We start from the raw sequence: 18,032 nt of genomic DNA, 5'->3' as shown, positions 1-18,032 counted from the left end.
CGATCGCCGACTAGCGCGATAGATCTGCCTCGTCGGCTGCGGCCTGGCCCGAATGCCAGCCCTCGGCGTCGAGCCGCGGACCACGCATCGGCCGGGTGCTGGGAAAGAGTCGCTCGAATTCTTCGTCGACAGCGACGGACTGGGCCGCGAGCATCGGGAGCAGGTCACTCGACTGCTCGGATGCTTCCTCGAGTGTGCGCGCGTCGACCTCGGCGAGCCGCTCGCCGATCCGCACCGCGTACGCATACAGAAACGCCTTGCCGAACGCCGCTGACGCCGACCCTTTGCGACGCTTGGCCTTGGGCGAATGCGATAGCGCTCTCGTGGCCTGGATGAGTAACGATGTGAACAGAATTTCCGTCTGCTCGACGTCGACCGGGGTGCCGACGAGCGTGGCGACGGCGAACGTCGGATCCCAGATCGACTTCACACGGTTGACGGCGCCGACACCGTGCAACAACTGAGCTTTGGGTGGAGCATGCGGGTTGTCGATGTGAACGCGAACGCTGACGACCTCGACATTGCCCTCGGTCAGCAGCAGGGAATCTATGGAGTAACGCGTCATCAACTCCTGCGCTTTCGCGGTGAGTGTCTCGGCCTCCTCCTCGAAGTCGGTGGCGTCGGCCTTCGCCAGCAAGCCGCGAATCCTGCCCAGTACCTTCTCGCTCGGTGCATCCGAACTTCTCGTCGATCGCGCAGCGGTCGGTGGGCGCTTCTTCGGCCATTGTGACGGCAGTGGACCGATCCGAGGCCAACGAGGAAGGGTCTGCCATTGACCCAAAAGTGCGAGAACGGACTGCCACAGATCGCTCTGGGCGATGTAGTCCGCAGTGCCGCTCGACCGCAGTACAGCGGCGAGAAAACTCGGGGAGGCCTCCACACGCGCGGCCGCTTGCGGATAGACGGCACAGATCTCCGACAGCTGCGCCACCCAGCTCTCGGGTGCGCGCTGGTCCGCGTTCGACAGGTCCGACTGATGCAGGATGGCGGCCGCCGCCAGCGAGGACACCGCGACACTCTGTTGCCGCCGAACGATGTGGAGTAGGTCCAGGGGTTGCCACCCGGCCTCGTACATCGTCTCGATCATGTTCGTCAGGGCGACCGATCCCAGCCCCAGCGCGTCGGAGTTCTCCATCGCGATGAGCTGGTCGGAGACATCGTCGACGATGCGCAGGTCTTTGCCGCGACCGAACGAGGCGTCGGCTCCGGCGCGGAGCAGTCCAGGAACGGGGTTCATCGCGTGATCACGACCAGTTCGACGGGTGAGGCGATCTCCACTTTCAGCCCAGCCTTCGCCGCGACCCTGGCCACGGCTTTGACGTCCTTCGGTTCGGCTGTGGTGAGCGTGAGAGCTCTTGCCAACAGCCCCTTGTGGTGCTTGTTGAAGTGGCTCACCACCGACCGGGTTCCGTCGGGCTTCTCGGTCAGCACTGTGGCTGTGATCGCACCTGGCACGGGGCCGAGCTGCTGGTAGATACCGGACCGGAGGTCCACGACGAGGCTGTCGGCCTCAGCGACCAACGCATCGGTGAGCTCGGGCGTCCAGTGCGCGCGCAACGTACCGAAGCCGGGGAGTCTGGAGCCGCCGGAGAGACGGTAGTAAGGGAGCGGGTCGATGGCTCGGACCGCGCCGAACAGGGCGGAGCCGATCCACAGGCGGTCGGCCGCACGTGCGCGGCCGGCCTTCGTGAACGAGCGCGCATCGAGGGCGTCGTAGAGCACACCGGTGTAGCGATCGAGTGCGGGCGTCGTCGCAGATGTCCACAGTGACGCGTTGCGTTCGATCTCGTCCGCCTGGGTCGGGCCGAGCCCGAGTGCCGCACTCGATGCGGGGGCGTCGTCGGCGAGTTCGACGAGTGCGTCGACCAGCTTGCGGCGGAGCGGCGTCAGCTCGGGCAGCGACAGGGCGGCAAGATCGAGAGGAACTCCGTCGCCGCCACCGGACTTGGTTTCAGACGGGGGTAGGAGAATCAGCACGAGGAACCACGTTACGCACCGACCGGGTGCCCAGCGCCACCCAGTAGTCCAGCCACTCGATAAACCAATGGCGGGGACCGACTACTCTCGTATCCCGTGATCACCCGTCTCTCGCAGCTGTTCCTTCGTACCCTTCGCGACGACCCTGCCGACGCCGAGGTCGACAGCCACAAGCTGTTGGTTCGCGCCGGCTACGTTCGTCGTATCGCGCCCGGTGTGTACTCCTGGCTGCCGTTGGGTCTGCGAGTTCTGCGGCAGGTGGAGAGGGTCGTCCGCGAGGAGATGGACGCAATCGGGGCGCAGGAGATCTCGCTGCCCGCGTTGCTTCCCCGCGAGCCCTACGAGACCACCAAGCGGTGGACCGAATACGGTGATGCCCTCTTCCGGCTGCAGGACCGCAAGGGCAACGACATGCTTCTAGGGCCCACGCACGAGGAACTGTTCGCACTGACGGTCAAGGGCGAGTACAACTCGTACAAGGATCTGCCTGTCACGCTCTACCAGATTCAGACCAAGTACCGCGACGAGGAACGCCCCCGCGCCGGCATTCTCCGCGGACGTGAGTTCGTGATGAAGGATTCGTACTCGTTCGACCTCGACGAAGACGGACTCAAGGCGTCGTACCATGCCCACCGCGAGGCATACCAGCGGATCTTCGCTCGCCTGGGAGTCGAGTACGTCATCGTGGCGGCGACCTCGGGCGCCATGGGTGGAAGTGCATCGGAGGAGTTCCTCGCCGCAAGCGATATCGGCGAGGACACCTACGTCCGCTGTATCGAGTCCGGCTATGCAGCAAACGTCGAGGCCGTCGAGACCGCCAGGCCCGATTCGCTGCCGGTCGAAGGCCAGCCCGCAGCCGAGGACTACGAGACCGGCGACACCCCGACGATCTCGACACTCGTCGACTGGGCCAACACTGCTGATCTCGGACGCACGATCACCGCCGCGGACACCCTCAAGAACATCCTGCTCAAGGTCCGCAACGCCGACGGCGAGTGGGAACTGCTCGCAGTCGGTGTGCCCGGAGATCGCGAAGTGGACGAAAAACGACTGGAGGCCTCACTCGAGCCGGCCGAGTTCGAACTGCTCACCGATGCGGATTTCGAAGCCAATCCCTTCCTCGTCAAGGGATACATCGGGCCACGGGCCTTGCAGGCCAACGGTGTTCGTTACCTGGTCGATCCCAGGGTGGTCGACGGCACGTCGTGGATCACCGGTGCAGACGCCAAGGGTAAGCACGTGGTGAATCTCGTCGCGGGTCGCGATTTCGTTCCCGACGGAACGATCGAAGCCGCCGAGGTTCGTGACGGTGACATGTCGCCGGACGGTCGTGGGCCCTTGGTCACTGCCCGCGGAATCGAGATCGGGCACATCTTTCAGCTCGGCTCCAAGTACACCGACGCGTTCGCCGTCGATGTCCTCGGTGAGAACGGCAAGCCTGTGCGTCTGCTTCAGGGCTCCTACGGGGTCGGGGTTTCCCGGCTCGTCGCCGTCATCGCCGAACAGATGCACGATGAGAAGGGGCTCCGCTGGCCGGCCGAGGTCACTCCGTTCGACGTGCATCTGGTCGTGGCGAACAAGGACGAGGCTGCGCGCGCCGGTGCCGAGGGGATTGCGTCGGAACTGAACATTTCGGGTCTCGAGGTCCTCTTCGATGATCGCAAGGCCTCTCCGGGTGTGAAGTTCAAAGATTCCGAGCTTCTCGGTATGCCGCTGGTGGTCGTGGTCGGGCGAGGTTGGGCCGACGGCAATGTCGAGCTGCGCGACCGGTTCAGTGGAGAAACTCGGGAACTACCCGTCGAGACAGCCGCCGCCGAGATCGTGAAAGTTGCACGCCGCACTTCCTGATCACCACTGCCGTCCGAATTGCCACTGCAGTCGGTTACTCCTTGGTAGCTTCGAGTAACCGACTGTGAGAGGTGACAACATGGCACATGTTGAGCTGTTGAATCCCACGAAGTTCGATACTTCTCGATTCGACGAGGAGACAGCGCGTCAACTCCACGCCCTCATCTCCTTCTTCGAGAACCGAGGGAAGGCGCGTTTGCTCGCCGACGACCTCGACGCCGTCTGGACTGCCGACTTCCTCGAGTTCGTGGCGAAGGAGAAGCTGTTCGCCACCTTCTGCACACCGGCCGCATATGCGGCCGGCAACCCGAACAAGCGTTGGGACGCGGCACGAAACGCAGCGCTCAGCGAGATACTCGGTTTCTACGGTCTCTCGTACTGGTACGCCTGGCAAGTCACCGTCCTCGGCCTCGGTCCTATTTGGATGAGTGACAACGAGAGCGCCAAGCGTAGGGCCGCACAAGCACTCGACGACGGCGCCGTGATGGGGTTCGGGCTCTCCGAACGCACGCACGGCGCCGACGTCTACTCCACGGACATGGTGCTCACCCCGTCGGACAACGAGGATCTTGCATTCACCGCTTCAGGGGAGAAGTACTACATCGGAAACGGCAACGTCGCGGGTATGGTCTCGATTTTCGGTCGACGAGCGGATCTGGACGGTCCGGAGGCCTACGTGTTCTTCGCAGCCGACTCCTCGCATCCGAACTACGTGCTGCGTGAGAACGTGGTGCACGGGCAGATGTTCGTCAGCACCTTCGGGCTCGAGGACTATCCAGTCCGCAGTCAGGACATTCTCCATACCGGACCCGACGCGTTCTCGGCGGCCCTCAACACCGTCAACGTCGGCAAGTTCAACCTCTGCACCGGATCCATCGGCATCGCCGAGCATGCGTTCCACGAGGCGATCACGCACGCGCACAACCGAATTCTGTACGGCCACCCGGTCACCGATTTCCCGCACGTACGGTCCAGTTTCGTCGATGCGTACGCGCGTCTGATTGCGATGAAAGTCTTCTCCTCGCGCGCAGTGGACTACTTCCGCTCGGCGAACCTCGAGGATCGGCGCTACCTGCTGTTCAACCCGATGACAAAGGCAAAGGTCACCTCCGAGGGCGAAACGGTGGTGCGGATGCTGCACGACGTCATCGCCGCCAAGGGGTACGAGAAGGACACGTACTTTCGGGAGGCGGCACAGTTGATCGGCACCCTGCCCAAGCTCGAAGGCACCGTGCACGTCAACGTCGCGCTCGTGCTCAAGTTCATGCCGTCCTACATGTTCGCCCCCGTCGACTACCCCGTGGTAGGTGTTCGCGACGATGCTTCCGACGACGCATTCTTCTTCGCTCAGGGGCCCGCCCGAGGAGCCAGCACCGTTCGCTTCCATGACTGGGAAGCGGTCTACGAGAAGTTCTCCCATATTCCCAACGTCGCGCGTTTCTACGAGCAAGCTCAGGCATTCAAGCAATTCCTCAGCGAAGCCGCCCCCGACGAGGCTCAGCAGAAGGATCTCGACTTCCTGCTGAACGTGGGGCACCTCTTCTCGCTGATCGTCTACGGGCACCTCATCCTCGAATCGGCCGACGCGATCTCGGTCGAGACGCTGGATCAGATATTCGACTTCCAGATTCGCGACTTCTCGGGGTACGCCGTGGCCTTGCACGGCAAGCCGTCCTCGACCCCGGCCCAACAGGAGTGGGCACTCGGTGCGATTCGCAAGCCGACCGTGGATCGGCGCCGTTTCGACGCCGTGTGGGCCGAAGTGCTGACCTACGACGGTGCGTACGAGATGAATCCCTGACCGCGCATCACACTTGACCGGGAAATGCCGTGGTCCCCGGTACCTCACCGAGGATGCGGCGCCAAATGGCCAATCGAAGCGCGGCTTCGGTGAGGGCGATGACGGCGGTCTCCCGGGTGGGTCCGGACCTGCTGCGTTCGATCACCGACCGCCACGCGATGGAGGTGTCCACCTCGACCTGGGCCGCCAGTTGCGCGGCGCCGACCGGATCGGTCACCGGAAACGGGATCGCGTAGGCAGTCGCCGCAGCAGGGGCTTCGACGCTTGCCGCCTTCAAGGCGTCGATCGTCGCGTTCCGGCGAGCCCGATGAGCGGCTGCATTCGCCGCGACGAGGTCGGCGCGTGCCGGATTCGAGAAGGCGCCGACAACGCCGTACGCGAAGACGGCCGCGTACTCGGCATCGAGAGCATCGACGAGCGCCTGTTGTTCCACACCCAGTTCGTTCACGCCAGCACCACTTCCAGTTCGACGGCACAGGCCGCGCTGATCGAACCGAGAAGGCCGGCGCGATATCCCGACTCGTTGCGGGCCGAATCGGCCGCGCCACGCTGCGACTCGCGCAGGTAGGACTTCAGTTCGTCCAGCGTCGGCGGCGGCTTCGGCGTCGTGGACTGCGCCTGGGTCGTCTCCGCTGCCTCTGCCGCCGTTGTCGCGGGCACGCCTGCAACCCGAGCGATCTCGGCGGCGAGCGCGTCGGCGTGGCTGGTGCGTTCGGCGCGGACCACATCGAGCGCTCCAGCCAGTTCGGGTGCGAGCGCAGTCAATGCAGTGGCTGCGGTGGCATCGCGTCGCGCGAGCCGCAAGTGTGTGGTCAACGTGTCCACGGTGGCCTGCTCCTCGGCGGCCGAGGAGCAGGAGATCGCGCCGACCAGACCGGCAGTGCCCAGGACTGCGCCCGCGGTCCACCGGAACGCTGCACGGCGTGAGAGCGAACGAGTGATCTCCGGCGTCGGCACGCCCTTATCGTGCCAGGTGCGATCTTGCTCTCGTGCACCCGGACCTGGTCATCAGTGCCCGCAGATGGCGTTAAGCTGTACGTTCACCACGCGCCGGCTTTCACACAACTTCAACGAGGAGTTCCCACCAGGATGCCTGTTCCGTCCAAGGAGAGGGTCATCGCACTCCTCTCCGATCTCGTCGAGGCCAGGGGGTTCGACCTCGAGGACGTCACCGTCGTCGCGGCCGGCAAACACAGTGCCGTAAAGATCATGGTCGACCGTGACGAGGGCATCGATCTCGATTCCCTGCCTGCGCTCAGTCGCGATATCTCCGATGTCTTCGACGCTGTGTCGGATTTCGGTGAGGCGCCGTACACGCTCGAAGTCACCACCCCAGGGATCGACCGGCCGCTGACCGAGCCCCGGCATTGGCGTCGGGCGCGGGGTCGGATGGTCCGGATCCAACTGGCCGAGGAGAAGTTCGATGCTCGCGTCGGGCTGCTCGACGGAGATGTCGTAACCGTTGTCACCCGGACCAAAGGCGTCCTGGCCACACGGGACATCGTGCTGGCGAACGTGGTCAAGGCGGTTGTGCAGGTGGAATTCTCGCGGCCCAAGGCTGATGAAATGGAGTTGGCGGGCGGCGTCGTCGACGGCAGGCCCGCCCCGGCCGACACAGACGAGATCGTGAACGTGGAAACACCGGAAGAAGGGTCTTGACAAGTGAATATCGACATCGCAGCGCTACGCGCTATCGAGGCGGACAAAGGCGTCTCGATCGAGACAGTGATCTCCACGATCCAGACAGCGCTGCTGACGGCCTACCGGCATACCGAGGGGCATCAGCCGCACGCGTGGATCGACGTCAACCGCAAGACCGGTTCGGTGCGGGTGATGGCCAAGGAGATCGACGCGGACGGCAACACCATCTCGGAGTGGGATGACACCCCCGAGGGATTCGGTCGTATCGCAGCCACGACGGCACGACAGGTCATCCTGCAGCGGTTGCGTGATGCCGAGCACGAGCGCTCGTTCGGCGAGTACTCCACCCACGAGGGTGAGATCGTCAACGGAGTCATTCAACGAGACACCCGGGCGAATGCGAAGGGCACGGTCATCGTCCGAATCGGCAGCGACGCCAACGGTGCGGACGGTCTGTTGCCGCCGGCAGAGCAGGTCCCGGGGGAGAGCTACGAGCACGGCGAACGAATCAAGTGTTACGTCGTCGGTGTTGCCCGCGGCCAACGCGGTCCGCAGATCACCCTGTCGAGAACGCACCCCAACCTGGTGCGAAAGCTCTTTGCCTTGGAAGTGCCGGAAATCGCCGACGGCTCGGTCGAGATCATCGCTGTCGCCCGCGAGTCGGGACACCGGTCGAAGATTGCCGTGCGGTCCACCGTGAACGGACTGAACGCCAAAGGTGCGTGCATCGGGCCCATGGGCCAGCGCGTTCGCAACGTGATGAGTGAGCTCGCGGGCGAGAAGATCGACATCATCGACTTCGACGAGGATCCGGCCCGATTCGTCGGTAACGCACTGTCTCCGTCGAAGGTTGTGTCGGTGACGGTAGTCGACGCCGTAGCTCGCGCGGCCCGTGTCGTCGTCCCTGATTATCAACTCTCGCTGGCCATCGGCAAAGAGGGGCAGAACGCCCGATTGGCTGCCAGGCTGACGGGTTGGCGTATCGATATCCGCAGCGATGCGGCGGTGGCACCCGAATCGACCAGCGGGTAAGGGTGGAATGCGGAGTTCGGAGCGATACAGCGGTAGAGTGGTCGGTGGTTCGGAAATGATCTCCATGCGTTCGTCTCATGAGAGCACCGGTTCGGCGGTAGACCGTCAGCCGGTGCGCACGTGTGTCGGGTGCAAGGGGAGAGCTCCGTCCGTCGATCTGTTGAGAGTCGTGGTCAGACCCTCGTACGGTGGATCGCAGTCCTCGGACTGGATCCTCGTACCCGATGTCCGCCGCAGGCTGCCCGGTCGAGGTGCATGGTTGCACCCCGTCCAGCAGTGTCTGGTCAACGCAGAACGGCGCCGAGCTTTCGGCAGGGCACTTCGCGTGCCGGGGCCGGTGGAAACTTCCGAGGTAGTCGCTTTCGTCGAAAGCGCTTCATCGGAAGGTCGATCACCGGAACCGGACGACAGAGTTACATCCGTCGAGAAGAACAGGCAACAGCACTGATGAGCACACCGTGAAGCACCAACGATGAACGTCCGTCGGAGATAACCCGAGGTCGTGCGGGCACCCAAGCCTCGCTCGGCCTCTCAGTGAGGAGAGCAGTGGCAGGCAAGGCCCGCGTGCACGAGTTGGCAAAAGAACTCGGTGTCACCAGTAAGGAACTACTCGCACGGCTCAAAGAGCAAGGCGAGTTCGTCAAGTCCGCATCGTCCACCGTCGAAGCGCCCGTAGCGCGTCGACTGCGTGAGTCGTTCCCATCCGACAAACCCGATTCCGCCTCCGGCAACGGTCAGTCCGCCGGCGCAGCGAACGGCAGCACCGCATCACGTAGCGATGCCACCGATTCCGCGCCCAAGCCGACCACCGGCGCCAAGCCCGGCGGTCCGCGGCCCGGCCCCAAGCCGACACCGCGGCCGACACCGGCAGCCCCGGTTGCAGAAACACCTGCGGAGCCCGTAGCGCCGACCAAGTCGGAACCCGCTGCACCCGCCGCAGCCGCACCGGCGAGCCCGTCCCCGGCCGCTCCGGCACCATCGGCGCCAGCTGCCGCTGCGCCGGCAGCACCCGCCGCAGAGGCGTCCCCGGCAGCATCCGAGGCTCCGGCTGCGCCGGCCGGACCCAAGCCAGGCGCTCCCGGGCCCAAGCCGGGACCCAAGGCTCCTCGCGTCGGTAACAACCCGTACTCGTCCGCACCCACCGAGCGTCCCGCGCCTCGTCCGGCTCCCGGTGCTCCTCGGCCGGGTGGCGGTCGTCCGGCTCCCGGTCAGGGTGGACCTCGTCCGGCAGCACCGGCGGGTGGGTCGCGTCCGGCTCCCGGCCAGGGCGGGCCTCGTCCGGCTCCCGGCCAGGGCGGACCTCGTCCGAGTCCCGGCTCGATGCCACCTCGCCCGAACCCGGGTGCCATGCCCACGCGTTCGTCGCGTCCCGCTCCCGCCACAGGCGGCCGTCCGGGTCGCCCCGGCGGCGCTCCGGGCGGTCGTCCCGGTGGCGGCGGTTACCGCGGCGGCGGCGCTCCAGGTGCGCCAGGCGGCGCTCCCGCAGGTGGAGCACCGGCAGGCGGCTTCCGTGGTCGTCCCGGCGGCGGTGGTCGTCCAGGCCAGCGCGGCGCTGCAGCAGGTGCATTCGGTCGTCCCGGCGGCGCGCCCAGGCGTGGACGCAAGTCGAAGCGGGCGAAACGTGCCGAGTACGAGAGCATGCAGGCTCCTGCCGTCGGCGGCGTCAGGCTGCCCCGCGGCAACGGCGAGACCATCCGTCTCGCCCGTGGCGCTTCGCTGTCCGACTTCGCGGACAAGATCGACGCCAACCCGGCTGCATTGGTTCAGGCTCTGTTCAATCTCGGTGAGATGGTGACCGCGACACAGTCGGTCAACGACGAGACGCTCGAGCTGCTCGGCGGCGAGATGAATTACGTCGTCCAGGTCGTCAGCCCCGAGGACGAGGATCGCGAGCTGCTCGACAGCTTCGACCTCACCTACGGCGAGGATGCGGGCGGCGAGGAAGACCTCGAACAGCGTCCCCCCGTGGTCACAGTCATGGGCCACGTCGACCACGGTAAGACGCGGTTGCTCGACTCGATCCGTAACACCACGGTGCGCGAAGGCGAGGCCGGCGGCATCACCCAGCACATCGGTGCCTACCAGGTTCTCACCGAGCTCGAGGGCAACGAGCGCCTCATGACCTTCATCGATACACCCGGTCACGAGGCCTTCACGGCCATGCGTGCTCGCGGTGCGAAGGCCACCGACCTCGCGATCCTGGTTGTTGCAGCCGATGACGGTGTCATGCCGCAGACGGTCGAAGCGATCAACCACGCGCAGGCTGCCGATGTCCCCATCGTGGTCGCGATCAACAAGATCGACAAGGAAGGTGCCAACCCGGACAAGATCCGGCAGCAGCTCACCGAATACGGTCTCGTCGCCGAGGAGTACGGCGGCGACACGATGTTCGTCGAGATCTCCGCGAAGCAGGGCATCAACATCGACGCCCTTCTCGACGCGGTGCTCTTGACCGCAGATGCCGCATTGGATCTGCGCGCGAACCCCGACATGGAGGCGCAGGGCGTCGCCATCGAGGCCCACCTCGATCGTGGACGTGGACCGGTGGCAACCGTGCTCATTCAGCGCGGAACGCTGCGAGTCGGCGATTCGATCGTGGCCGGCGATGCATACGGACGTGTCCGCCGCATGGTCGACGAGCACGGCGAGGATGTCACCGAAGCGTTGCCTTCGCGGCCCGTGCAGGTCATCGGTTTCACCTCGGTGCCCGGTGCAGGCGACAACCTCCTGGTCGTCGACGAGGACCGTATCGCTCGACAGATCGCGGATCGTCGCAACGCTCGTAAGCGCAACGCGCTTGCCGCGAAGAGTCGCAAACGCATCAGCCTCGATGATCTCGATGCAGCGCTGAAGGAGACTTCGCAGCTGAACCTGATCCTCAAGGGCGACAACTCGGGCACCGTCGAGGCGCTCGAAGAAGCCCTGCTGGGTATCGAGATCGACGACGAGGTAGAGCTGCGGGTCATCGACCGCGGTGTCGGTGGCGTCACCGAGACCAACGTCAACCTCGCATCGGCCTCCAACGCGATCATCATCGGCTTCAACGTCCGCGCGGAAGGCAAGGCCACCGAGCTCGCCAACCGTGAGGGTGTCGACATTCGGTACTACTCGGTGATCTACCAGGCGATCGACGAGATCGAACGGGCCCTCAAGGGCATGCTCAAGCCGGTGTACGAAGAGGTCGCGCTTGGTCAGGCAGAGATTCGTGCGCTGTTCCGTTCGTCCAAGGTCGGCAATATCGCCGGTTGCCTCGTCACCTCCGGTACGATCCGTCGCAACGCAAAGGCGCGTCTGCTTCGCGACAACAAGGTGGTCGCCGAGACCGTCACCATCTCCTCGCTTCGTCGTGAGAAGGAGGACGCGGTCGAGGTGCGCGAGGGCTACGAGTGTGGTCTCACGGTGACGTACTCCGACATCAAGGTGGGAGATGTCATCGAGGCGTACGAGCTTCGCGAGAAGCCGCGCGACTAGACGGGAAAGGAACCTGTGGGTGACGCACCCGACAAGGTTCCGATCTCGGTTGTGGTGACGCACGGGGAGTGACACTGCAGTGATCGATACGGCCGGCGGCGGTACCTCGAAGGTGCCGCCGCCGGATCGTCCGGTCGAACCGATCGAAGGATGGCCGCGTGTATCTGGGTGCTCTGGAGTTGGACGTGCTGTTGGGCGACGTGCGGTCGTTGGCGGAGAAGCAGACGACGGTCGAGCCCGTGCTGTCGGAGTTGCACAGATTTGGTGTTTCGGCGGCGGAGACGGGTGAACTCGGCCGTATCAGGCGGTCCCTTTTCGGAATCGCCGCAGCGGGATCCGATGTCGATGGTCTGCACGACAAACTGGACGAATGCGAACGGCATGTCGCCGAGCGCCACGATCTGGAATTGTTGGCAGTGAGAAGAAGAATTTTCGGTCCCGAGGACTGACTCGGTACCGCGTATGAGGAGCGTGAAGAGTTCATGGTGGATCAGGCGAGGGCTCGCAGGCTTTCGAAACGGATAGCCGCCATCGTTGCGACGGCTATCGACCACGAGATCAAGGATCCGCGGCTGGCATTCGTGACGATCACCGACTGCAAGGTCACAGCCGACCTGCACGATGCGACGGTCTATTACACGGTGCGAGGCGAGGACTTGGACACGCCGCCCGACGTGCAGGCTGCGGCTTCCGGTTTGGAGAAGGCAAAGGGCGTTCTGCGCTCCAAAGTCGGTGCGGGAACCGGTGTTCGCTTCACACCGACCCTGACGTTCGTCACGGACACGGTCCCCGATACAGCGCGTCACATGGAGGAACTCCTCGAGCGCGCCCGGCGAGCAGACAGTGAGGTCGCCCGGGCGGCGGCCACCGCGCAACCCGCAGGTGACCCCGATCCGTACAAGGCGCCCCGAGACCTCGACGAGGACTCAGAGTCGGCCGAGGTGGACCGGGCGACGTGACGACATCGCCCAGAGCGGCCTCGCCACAGGCAGGAATCGGTGCACCGGTAGAGGACATGTTCCCCCGCGTCATCTCCCTGTTGGAGGCTGCTCGCTCGGCGACTGTGCTCTGTCATGTGCACCCGGATGCCGACACCATCGGTAGCGGTCTTGCGTTGGCGATGGTGTTGGATCGGCGGGGAGTGTCGGTGGAAGTGTCGTTCGCCGTCCCCGAGGAGCTACCGGAATCGATGAACGAACTGCCCGGGCGCGAAATGTTGGTTCCCGCTCGGGAAGTGCGCAGCGAGGTCGACCTCGTCGTCACCGTGGATGCCGGCAGCCGAGGGCGACTCGGTGCGCTTGCCGATCGAATCGACTCCGCAGACGCATGCCTGGTGATCGATCACCACAGATCCAATACTCGTTTCGGGACCGTGAATCTCGTCGACGACGGTGCGGAGTCCACGACCGCGGTCATCACGCGGCTGTTCGACGCGTGGGACATCGAGGTCGATGCCGACGTGGCCCACTGTTTGTTCGCTGGTCTGGTCACCGACACCGGATCGTTTCGATGGGTTCGGCCCGGCTCGCATCTGCTTGCCGAACGACTGCTCGCCACCGGTATCGACGGTGCTGCGATCGCCCGAAAGCTGCTGGACAGTCATCCGTTCGGCTGGCTTCCGATGCTGGGCAAAGTTCTCGGATCCGCGACGCTCGTTCCCGACGGTGTCGGCGGGCTCGGGTTGGTGTACGCCGTCATCGAACGCGAGGACACCGCCGGACTACGGTCGGAGGAGATCGAGAGCGTCATCGACATCGTGCGCACCACCGCCGAAGCCGAGGTCGCGGCTGTGTTCAAACAACAGGCCGGTGACGAATGGACCGTGTCGCTGCGCTCGAAGACCGTAGTCGACGTCTCGACCGTCGCAACGGTTCTCGGCGGTGGCGGGCACCGCAACGCCGCCGGGTTCACCGCGCACGGAACGATGTCGGACGTCGTCGCCACCCTGATCGATGCCCTCTCCTGACTCCAGCGCCCTCGCCGAAGCCTCCCCGCGCCGCATCCTCGGATTGGCGATTCCAGCGCTGGGAGTTCTTGCAGCAGAGCCGCTGTACTTACTCTTGGACGCCGCTGTGGTGGGCCGGCTCGGGGCGTTGCCGCTCGCTGGTCTTGCCGTGGGGGGATTGGTCCTGGCCCAGGTCAGCACTCAGCTGACATTCCTGTCCTACGGTACGACGGCCCGCGCGGCTCGCCTGCACGGTGCCGGACGCGACGACGACGCCGTGGGGGAGGGCGTATCGGCGACATGGCTGGCGTTCGGGCTCGGCGCGCTGATCATTGCAGTGATGCAGCTGCTGTGCGTTCCGATTCTCACGCTGATCGGCGGTGGTGGCGACATCACTGCCGAAGCTGTGCGCTGGTTCCGGGTTGCGGTACTCGGCGTGCCGTTCATTCTGGTGTCGATGGCGGGCAACGGATGGATGCGAGGCCTACAGGACACGGTTCGCCCGCTCCGCTACGTCGTGTTCGGGTTGGGGCTCTCGGCGGTCCTGTGCCCACTCCTGGTGCACGGACTCCTCGGATTCCCGTACCTGGGATTGGTCGGGTCGGCGGTCGCCAACGTCATCGGCCAGACCGTTGCGGGAGCTCTCTTCGTCGTAGCACTCGTGCGATCAGGCGTGCCGCTGCGCCCATCATGGCCGGTGATGCGTGCGCAGTTGTCGCTGGGCAGAGATCTGGTGCTACGCAGCCTGGCGTTCCAAGCCTGCTTCCTCTCCGCGGCGGCGGTGGCGTCGCGATTCGGCGCGGCGTCGGTCGCGGCCAATCAGGTTGTACTGCACCTGTGGAACTTGGTGTCGCTGACTCTCGATTCGTTGGCCATCGCTGCCCAGACCTTGGTCGGTGCCGCCCTCGGTCGCGCCGATGTGCCCGGCGCGACGCGCTTGGGCTGGCGACTGACGGTGTGGTCGACGGTGTTCGCGCTGGTGCTGGCGTTGCTTCTCGCGGCCGGTGGGCCCATTCTGCCGGGCCTGTTCACGACAGATTCGTCCGTGGTGGAACAGATGCAGTCGATTTGGTGGATCTTCGTGGCGATCATTCCACTGGCCGGTGTCGTGTTCGCACTCGATGGTGTGCTTCTCGGTGCCGGGGATGCGGCGTTCCTACGAACGGCCACGCTCGCATGTGCGCTCGTCGGCTTCCTGCCGTCGATCTGGCTCGCATTGGCCTTCGACTGGGGACTTCGCGGAATCTGGTTCGGCCTCGGGATTTTCGTCGCACTGCGCATGGCGGCGGTGATCGGTCGTTTCGTCTCGGGCCGGTGGGCTATCGCCGGCGCCGACATTCAACGCACAGCCGGATGAATCGCCATTTCCTGACTCTTGACGACGAAGTAGACGGCGCGGCCCGGCTCGAGATCGAGCTCGGCGACCGCTGCTGGAGTGACGTCGGCGGCTGTCCCGGGGCTGCCGTCCGGATAGTCGGCTCCCCGTAGCCGCACGTACGCGCCCTGGGCGTCCATCGTGGTGATGGTGACGGGAAAGATGTTGCGCGGGCTGGCGCGCGGAGGTTCGAGGTGGACGGCGACGGCGGACGGGGCGAACACCGCCACCGCATCTCCCGTCATTGCCTCCGCCTGTGCACCGTCCATGTGGCCGAACACGTGCAGTCCCCACGCTGTGGTCAGCGAACCCGAAGCGTCGACTCGACCGGTCAGCAGGTTCACCCCTGCGATCTGCGCGGCGAAGGCACTGCGCGGTGAGGTGAGCACATCGGCCGTCGGTCCGCGCTCGACAATCCGTCCCGACTCGACCACGACGACGGTGTCGGCCATGGCCAGCGCGTCGAGCAGGTCGTGTGTGACCACCACTGCTGTGCGTCGCTGCTCGCGCAGCACGGTGCGAAGCAGGCGCCGTAGCCCGGGGGCGGTCTCGACGTCGAGTGCCGCCATCGGCTCGTCGAGGAGCAAGACCCTGGGTTCGGCGGCTAGTGCACGTGCAATTGCTACGCGCTGTGCCTGCCCACCCGACAGTTGCGCGGGTCGGCGGCCGGCGAGGTCGAGTGCACCGACCGCACTGAGCCAGGACTGGGCCAGTGCTCGCGCATCGCGCCTGCGGACGCCACGGCTGCGGGGAGCGAACGCCACGTTCTCCGCGACGCTGAGATGCGGAAACAGCAGAGCGCTCTGAGACAGGCTCGCGACACCGCGAGCATGGGGAGGCACGTGTATTCCCCGAGCGGTATCGGTGACGACGTCCGCCCCGAGGGTGATTTTTCCGGTGTCGGGCGTTGCGAGCCCTGCGATGAGGTCGAGCAACGTGGATTTACCGGCACCGTTGGGGCCGAGTAGGGCAACGACCTCCCCTTCGGCGACGTCGAACTCGAACTCGACATTCCGCTGCGCGATCCGGGCAGTCACGGACACGGAGCTCACAGGAGACCTTTCATCACAGGACACTGTCCGTCCGGCGTCCACGTGCGGCGAGAACGACGAGGGCGGCCACGACGATCAGCAGTAGTGACAGCGCCACTGCAGCATCGGCATCGGCTTCCCGTTGAAGATAGATCTCGAGTGGCAAGGTCCGTGTGACGCCCTGGAGCGATCCGGCGAAGGTGAGGGTGGCACCGAATTCGCCGAGTGCACGCGCGAAGGCGAGTACAGCGCCCGAGACGAGGCCGGGCAGCACGAGGGGCAGGGTCACGCGCCGCAGGACTGTCGTCGGTCGAGCGCCGAGCGTCGCCGCCACCCTTTCGTAGGCGTGACCCGAACTTCGCAGTGCACCTTCGAGGCTGAGGACGAGGAAGGGCAGCGAAACGAAGGTTTGAGCCAACACCACCGCGGTCGTCGAGAATGCGATGGACAGGCCCCAACCCTCCAGATACTCGCCGACGAGGCCCAGGCGCCCGAACGTGTACAGCAACGCAATCCCCCCGACGACGGGCGGCAGAACCAGCGGCAGCAGCACGAGCGCTCGAAGGATCGAGAGCCCCGGGAAATCGGTGCGAGCGAGCACGAGCGCCATGGGGATACCGATGACGACACACAGCGCGGTGCTGGCGGCGGCTGTTCGCAAGCTCAGGGCGAGTGCGGTTCTCGATGCGTCCGAGGTGACGAGTGGAACGAAATTGGGCCAATCGATCCGAAGCAGAATGGCAAGCAGCGGTGTCAGGATGAACAGAGCACCGATTGCGGCCGGAAGAAAGACCCACCCCGGGAGCCCGAGCCGAACCGTGGTCGAGCGGGTGGCGGTCACGGCGCCGCGAACCCGGCCTCGGCGAGAATCCGCTGCCCCGCGGCGCCGGTGACGAATGCCACGAACGCAGCTGCCGCATCGGCGTTCTTGTTGCTGCCGAGGACTGCGATCGGGTACGTGTTGATTGCTCGAGCCGATTCGGGGAAGGTCACCGAAGTCACTCGGTCTCCGGCCGCTGCGGCGTCGGTGACGTACACCAGGCCGGCGTCCGCCTGCCCCGACGTCACTTTCCCGAGCACGTCGGTCACCGCCGATTCCTCGCTCACTGCGGGAATGGTGATGCCGGTGACCTGCTCGACCTTGTCGGTGGCAGCGCCGCACGGGACCCGAGGGGCACACACGACAGTCAGAATGTCCGGGTTCGCCAGATCGGCGAACGATGTCACGTTCGCGGGATTGCCCGGCGCTGTGACGATCGTGAGCACGTTCGTGGCAAACGGTGTCGGTTCGCCGTCCACGAGCTGCGCATCGACCGCCCTCTCCATGGTGCTCGTGTCCGCGGTTGCGAACACGTCGGCCGGTGCACCCTGGTCGAGCTGGGTGAACAGGTCCGAGGAACCGGCGAAGTTGAGAGCGACGTTCGTGCCCGGGTACTGGGCTTCGAAGGACTCGGCGAGTTCGGTGAACGTCGCGGTCAGCGATGCCGCCGCAAAGACCGTGATGTCGCCGGTATTCGGGGAGCCGGGTGCGCAACCCGTGAGCAGTGCGGCACACGCCGTGGCGGCGGCCAGCGGGCCTATCGACCGGTTCGTGCGAGGGTTTCCGGTGCTTCGACGATGACCATGGATAAGACGATGACCATGGATAAGACGATGACCATGGATAGCCGGCCTCACCTGTTCCGTCTCGCCACTACTACACGGGCCAGGAACTGCGCGGCGAGCAGCGCTACCGCGCACACCACAGCCGTGATCGCGAATCCGGTTACGAAGTTGTCCGATGCAATCCCGGCAAGGAATGCGGCCATCACCGTGATGACCATCCCTGCCCGTAGGCCGCTCTTCTCGGACCCCGAAAGTTTTTCCATAGCTCGATTCTCGCACTGTGGCGTGCTCGAACACCCATGACCG

Annotated in this window: 18 protein-coding genes; 10 read left to right on the top strand and 8 right to left on the bottom strand. The window is 65.2% G+C overall.

Going from position 1 to position 18,032, the window contains the following annotated elements:
* Nucleotides 1-10: 10 nt before the first annotated feature.
* Nucleotides 11-1,237, bottom strand: a complete 1,227-nt coding sequence (locus J1M86_RS17680) for a DUF2786 domain-containing protein (RefSeq protein WP_075840104.1) — start codon at nt 1,235-1,237, stop codon at nt 11-13.
* Complete coding sequence (yaaA, locus tag J1M86_RS17675; RefSeq protein ID WP_206510821.1) at nt 1,234-1,977, bottom strand: peroxide stress protein YaaA; 744 nt, start codon at nt 1,975-1,977, stop codon at nt 1,234-1,236. Before yaaA ends, J1M86_RS17680 begins: the two co-directional genes overlap by 4 nt.
* Before the next feature lie 96 nt (nt 1,978-2,073).
* Between yaaA and J1M86_RS17670 the strand changes: the two genes are divergently transcribed.
* Nucleotides 2,074-3,825, top strand: coding sequence for a proline--tRNA ligase (locus J1M86_RS17670; protein ID WP_206510820.1), 1,752 nt, complete (start codon nt 2,074-2,076; stop codon nt 3,823-3,825).
* A gap of 79 nt (nt 3,826-3,904) precedes the next feature.
* Nucleotides 3,905-5,626 carry an acyl-CoA dehydrogenase family protein gene (locus J1M86_RS17665; RefSeq protein ID WP_206510819.1) on the top strand — a complete coding sequence of 574 codons (1,722 nt, stop codon included), beginning with the start codon at nt 3,905-3,907 and terminating at the stop codon, nt 5,624-5,626.
* A gap of 7 nt (nt 5,627-5,633) precedes the next feature.
* Here the strand turns inward: J1M86_RS17665 and J1M86_RS17660 are convergent, their stop codons facing one another.
* Nucleotides 5,634-6,074, bottom strand: a complete 441-nt coding sequence (locus tag J1M86_RS17660) for a ferritin-like domain-containing protein (protein WP_075840102.1) — start codon at nt 6,072-6,074, stop codon at nt 5,634-5,636.
* On the bottom strand, nt 6,071-6,583 hold the full coding sequence (locus tag J1M86_RS17655; protein ID WP_206510818.1) for a hypothetical protein: 513 nt from the start codon (nt 6,581-6,583) through the stop codon (nt 6,071-6,073). The genes J1M86_RS17660 and J1M86_RS17655 overlap by 4 nt, the downstream gene beginning before the upstream one ends.
* 132 nt (nt 6,584-6,715) lie before the next feature.
* On the opposite strand from J1M86_RS17655, the gene rimP reads away from it, so the two are divergent.
* The 8 genes from rimP (at nt 6,716) to J1M86_RS17615 (ending at nt 15,072) form a co-directional block, all read left to right on the top strand.
* Nucleotides 6,716-7,285: a ribosome maturation factor RimP gene (gene rimP, locus J1M86_RS17650; protein ID WP_206510817.1), complete on the top strand. Its 570-nt coding sequence runs from the start codon at nt 6,716-6,718 to the stop codon at nt 7,283-7,285.
* A 3-nt stretch (nt 7,286-7,288) separates the two neighbouring features.
* Entirely contained in the window at nt 7,289-8,299 is a 1,011-nt protein-coding gene (nusA, locus tag J1M86_RS17645; protein WP_075840100.1) for a transcription termination factor NusA, read from the top strand.
* Between the two features lie 64 nt (nt 8,300-8,363).
* Nucleotides 8,364-8,747, top strand: coding sequence for a YlxR family protein (locus tag J1M86_RS17640; RefSeq protein ID WP_206510816.1), 384 nt, complete (start codon nt 8,364-8,366; stop codon nt 8,745-8,747).
* Nucleotides 8,748-8,845: 98 nt separating this feature from the next.
* A complete protein-coding gene (gene infB, locus J1M86_RS17635) occupies nt 8,846-11,770 on the top strand; it encodes a translation initiation factor IF-2 (protein ID WP_206510815.1) in 2,925 nt (974 codons plus the stop codon).
* A 158-nt stretch (nt 11,771-11,928) separates the two neighbouring features.
* Complete coding sequence (locus J1M86_RS17630) at nt 11,929-12,219, top strand: DUF503 domain-containing protein (RefSeq protein ID WP_075840098.1); 291 nt, start codon at nt 11,929-11,931, stop codon at nt 12,217-12,219.
* Nucleotides 12,220-12,252: 33 nt separating this feature from the next.
* The gene (gene rbfA, locus J1M86_RS17625; RefSeq protein WP_075840097.1) at nt 12,253-12,729 is read left to right on the top strand and encodes a 30S ribosome-binding factor RbfA; all 477 of its coding nucleotides are present in this window, start codon (nt 12,253-12,255) and stop codon (nt 12,727-12,729) included.
* 56 nt (nt 12,730-12,785) lie between these two features.
* Nucleotides 12,786-13,736, top strand: a complete 951-nt coding sequence (locus J1M86_RS17620) for a bifunctional oligoribonuclease/PAP phosphatase NrnA (RefSeq protein WP_206511099.1) — start codon at nt 12,786-12,788, stop codon at nt 13,734-13,736.
* On the top strand, nt 13,723-15,072 hold the full coding sequence (locus tag J1M86_RS17615) for an MATE family efflux transporter (protein WP_206510814.1): 1,350 nt from the start codon (nt 13,723-13,725) through the stop codon (nt 15,070-15,072). Before J1M86_RS17620 ends, J1M86_RS17615 begins: the two co-directional genes overlap by 14 nt.
* Here the strand turns inward: J1M86_RS17615 and J1M86_RS17610 are convergent.
* From J1M86_RS17610 to J1M86_RS17595, 4 genes are all read right to left on the bottom strand, one after another.
* On the bottom strand, nt 15,054-16,142 hold the full coding sequence (locus tag J1M86_RS17610) for a sulfate/molybdate ABC transporter ATP-binding protein (RefSeq protein ID WP_206510813.1): 1,089 nt from the start codon (nt 16,140-16,142) through the stop codon (nt 15,054-15,056). The two genes, J1M86_RS17615 and J1M86_RS17610, sit on opposite strands and share 19 nt — an antisense overlap.
* A gap of 13 nt (nt 16,143-16,155) precedes the next feature.
* Complete coding sequence (locus J1M86_RS17605; RefSeq protein ID WP_206510812.1) at nt 16,156-16,962, bottom strand: ABC transporter permease; 807 nt, start codon at nt 16,960-16,962, stop codon at nt 16,156-16,158.
* Nucleotides 16,959-17,666, bottom strand: a complete 708-nt coding sequence (modA, locus tag J1M86_RS17600; protein ID WP_241260308.1) for a molybdate ABC transporter substrate-binding protein — start codon at nt 17,664-17,666, stop codon at nt 16,959-16,961. The genes J1M86_RS17605 and modA overlap by 4 nt, the downstream gene beginning before the upstream one ends.
* 128 nt (nt 17,667-17,794) lie before the next feature.
* Nucleotides 17,795-17,989 (bottom strand): hypothetical protein, encoded by a 195-nt coding sequence (locus tag J1M86_RS17595; RefSeq protein WP_206510811.1) that lies wholly within the window; start codon nt 17,987-17,989, stop codon nt 17,795-17,797.
* Nucleotides 17,990-18,032: the final 43 nt, after the last annotated feature.

Origin of the sequence: Rhodococcus sp. KRD197 (assembly GCF_017168235.1) — a bacterium.
Classification (GTDB): domain Bacteria; phylum Actinomycetota; class Actinomycetes; order Mycobacteriales; family Mycobacteriaceae; genus Rhodococcoides.
The sequence above is the reverse complement of the archived record's forward strand: the minus strand, read 5'-3'. Positions and strand labels throughout refer to the sequence as shown.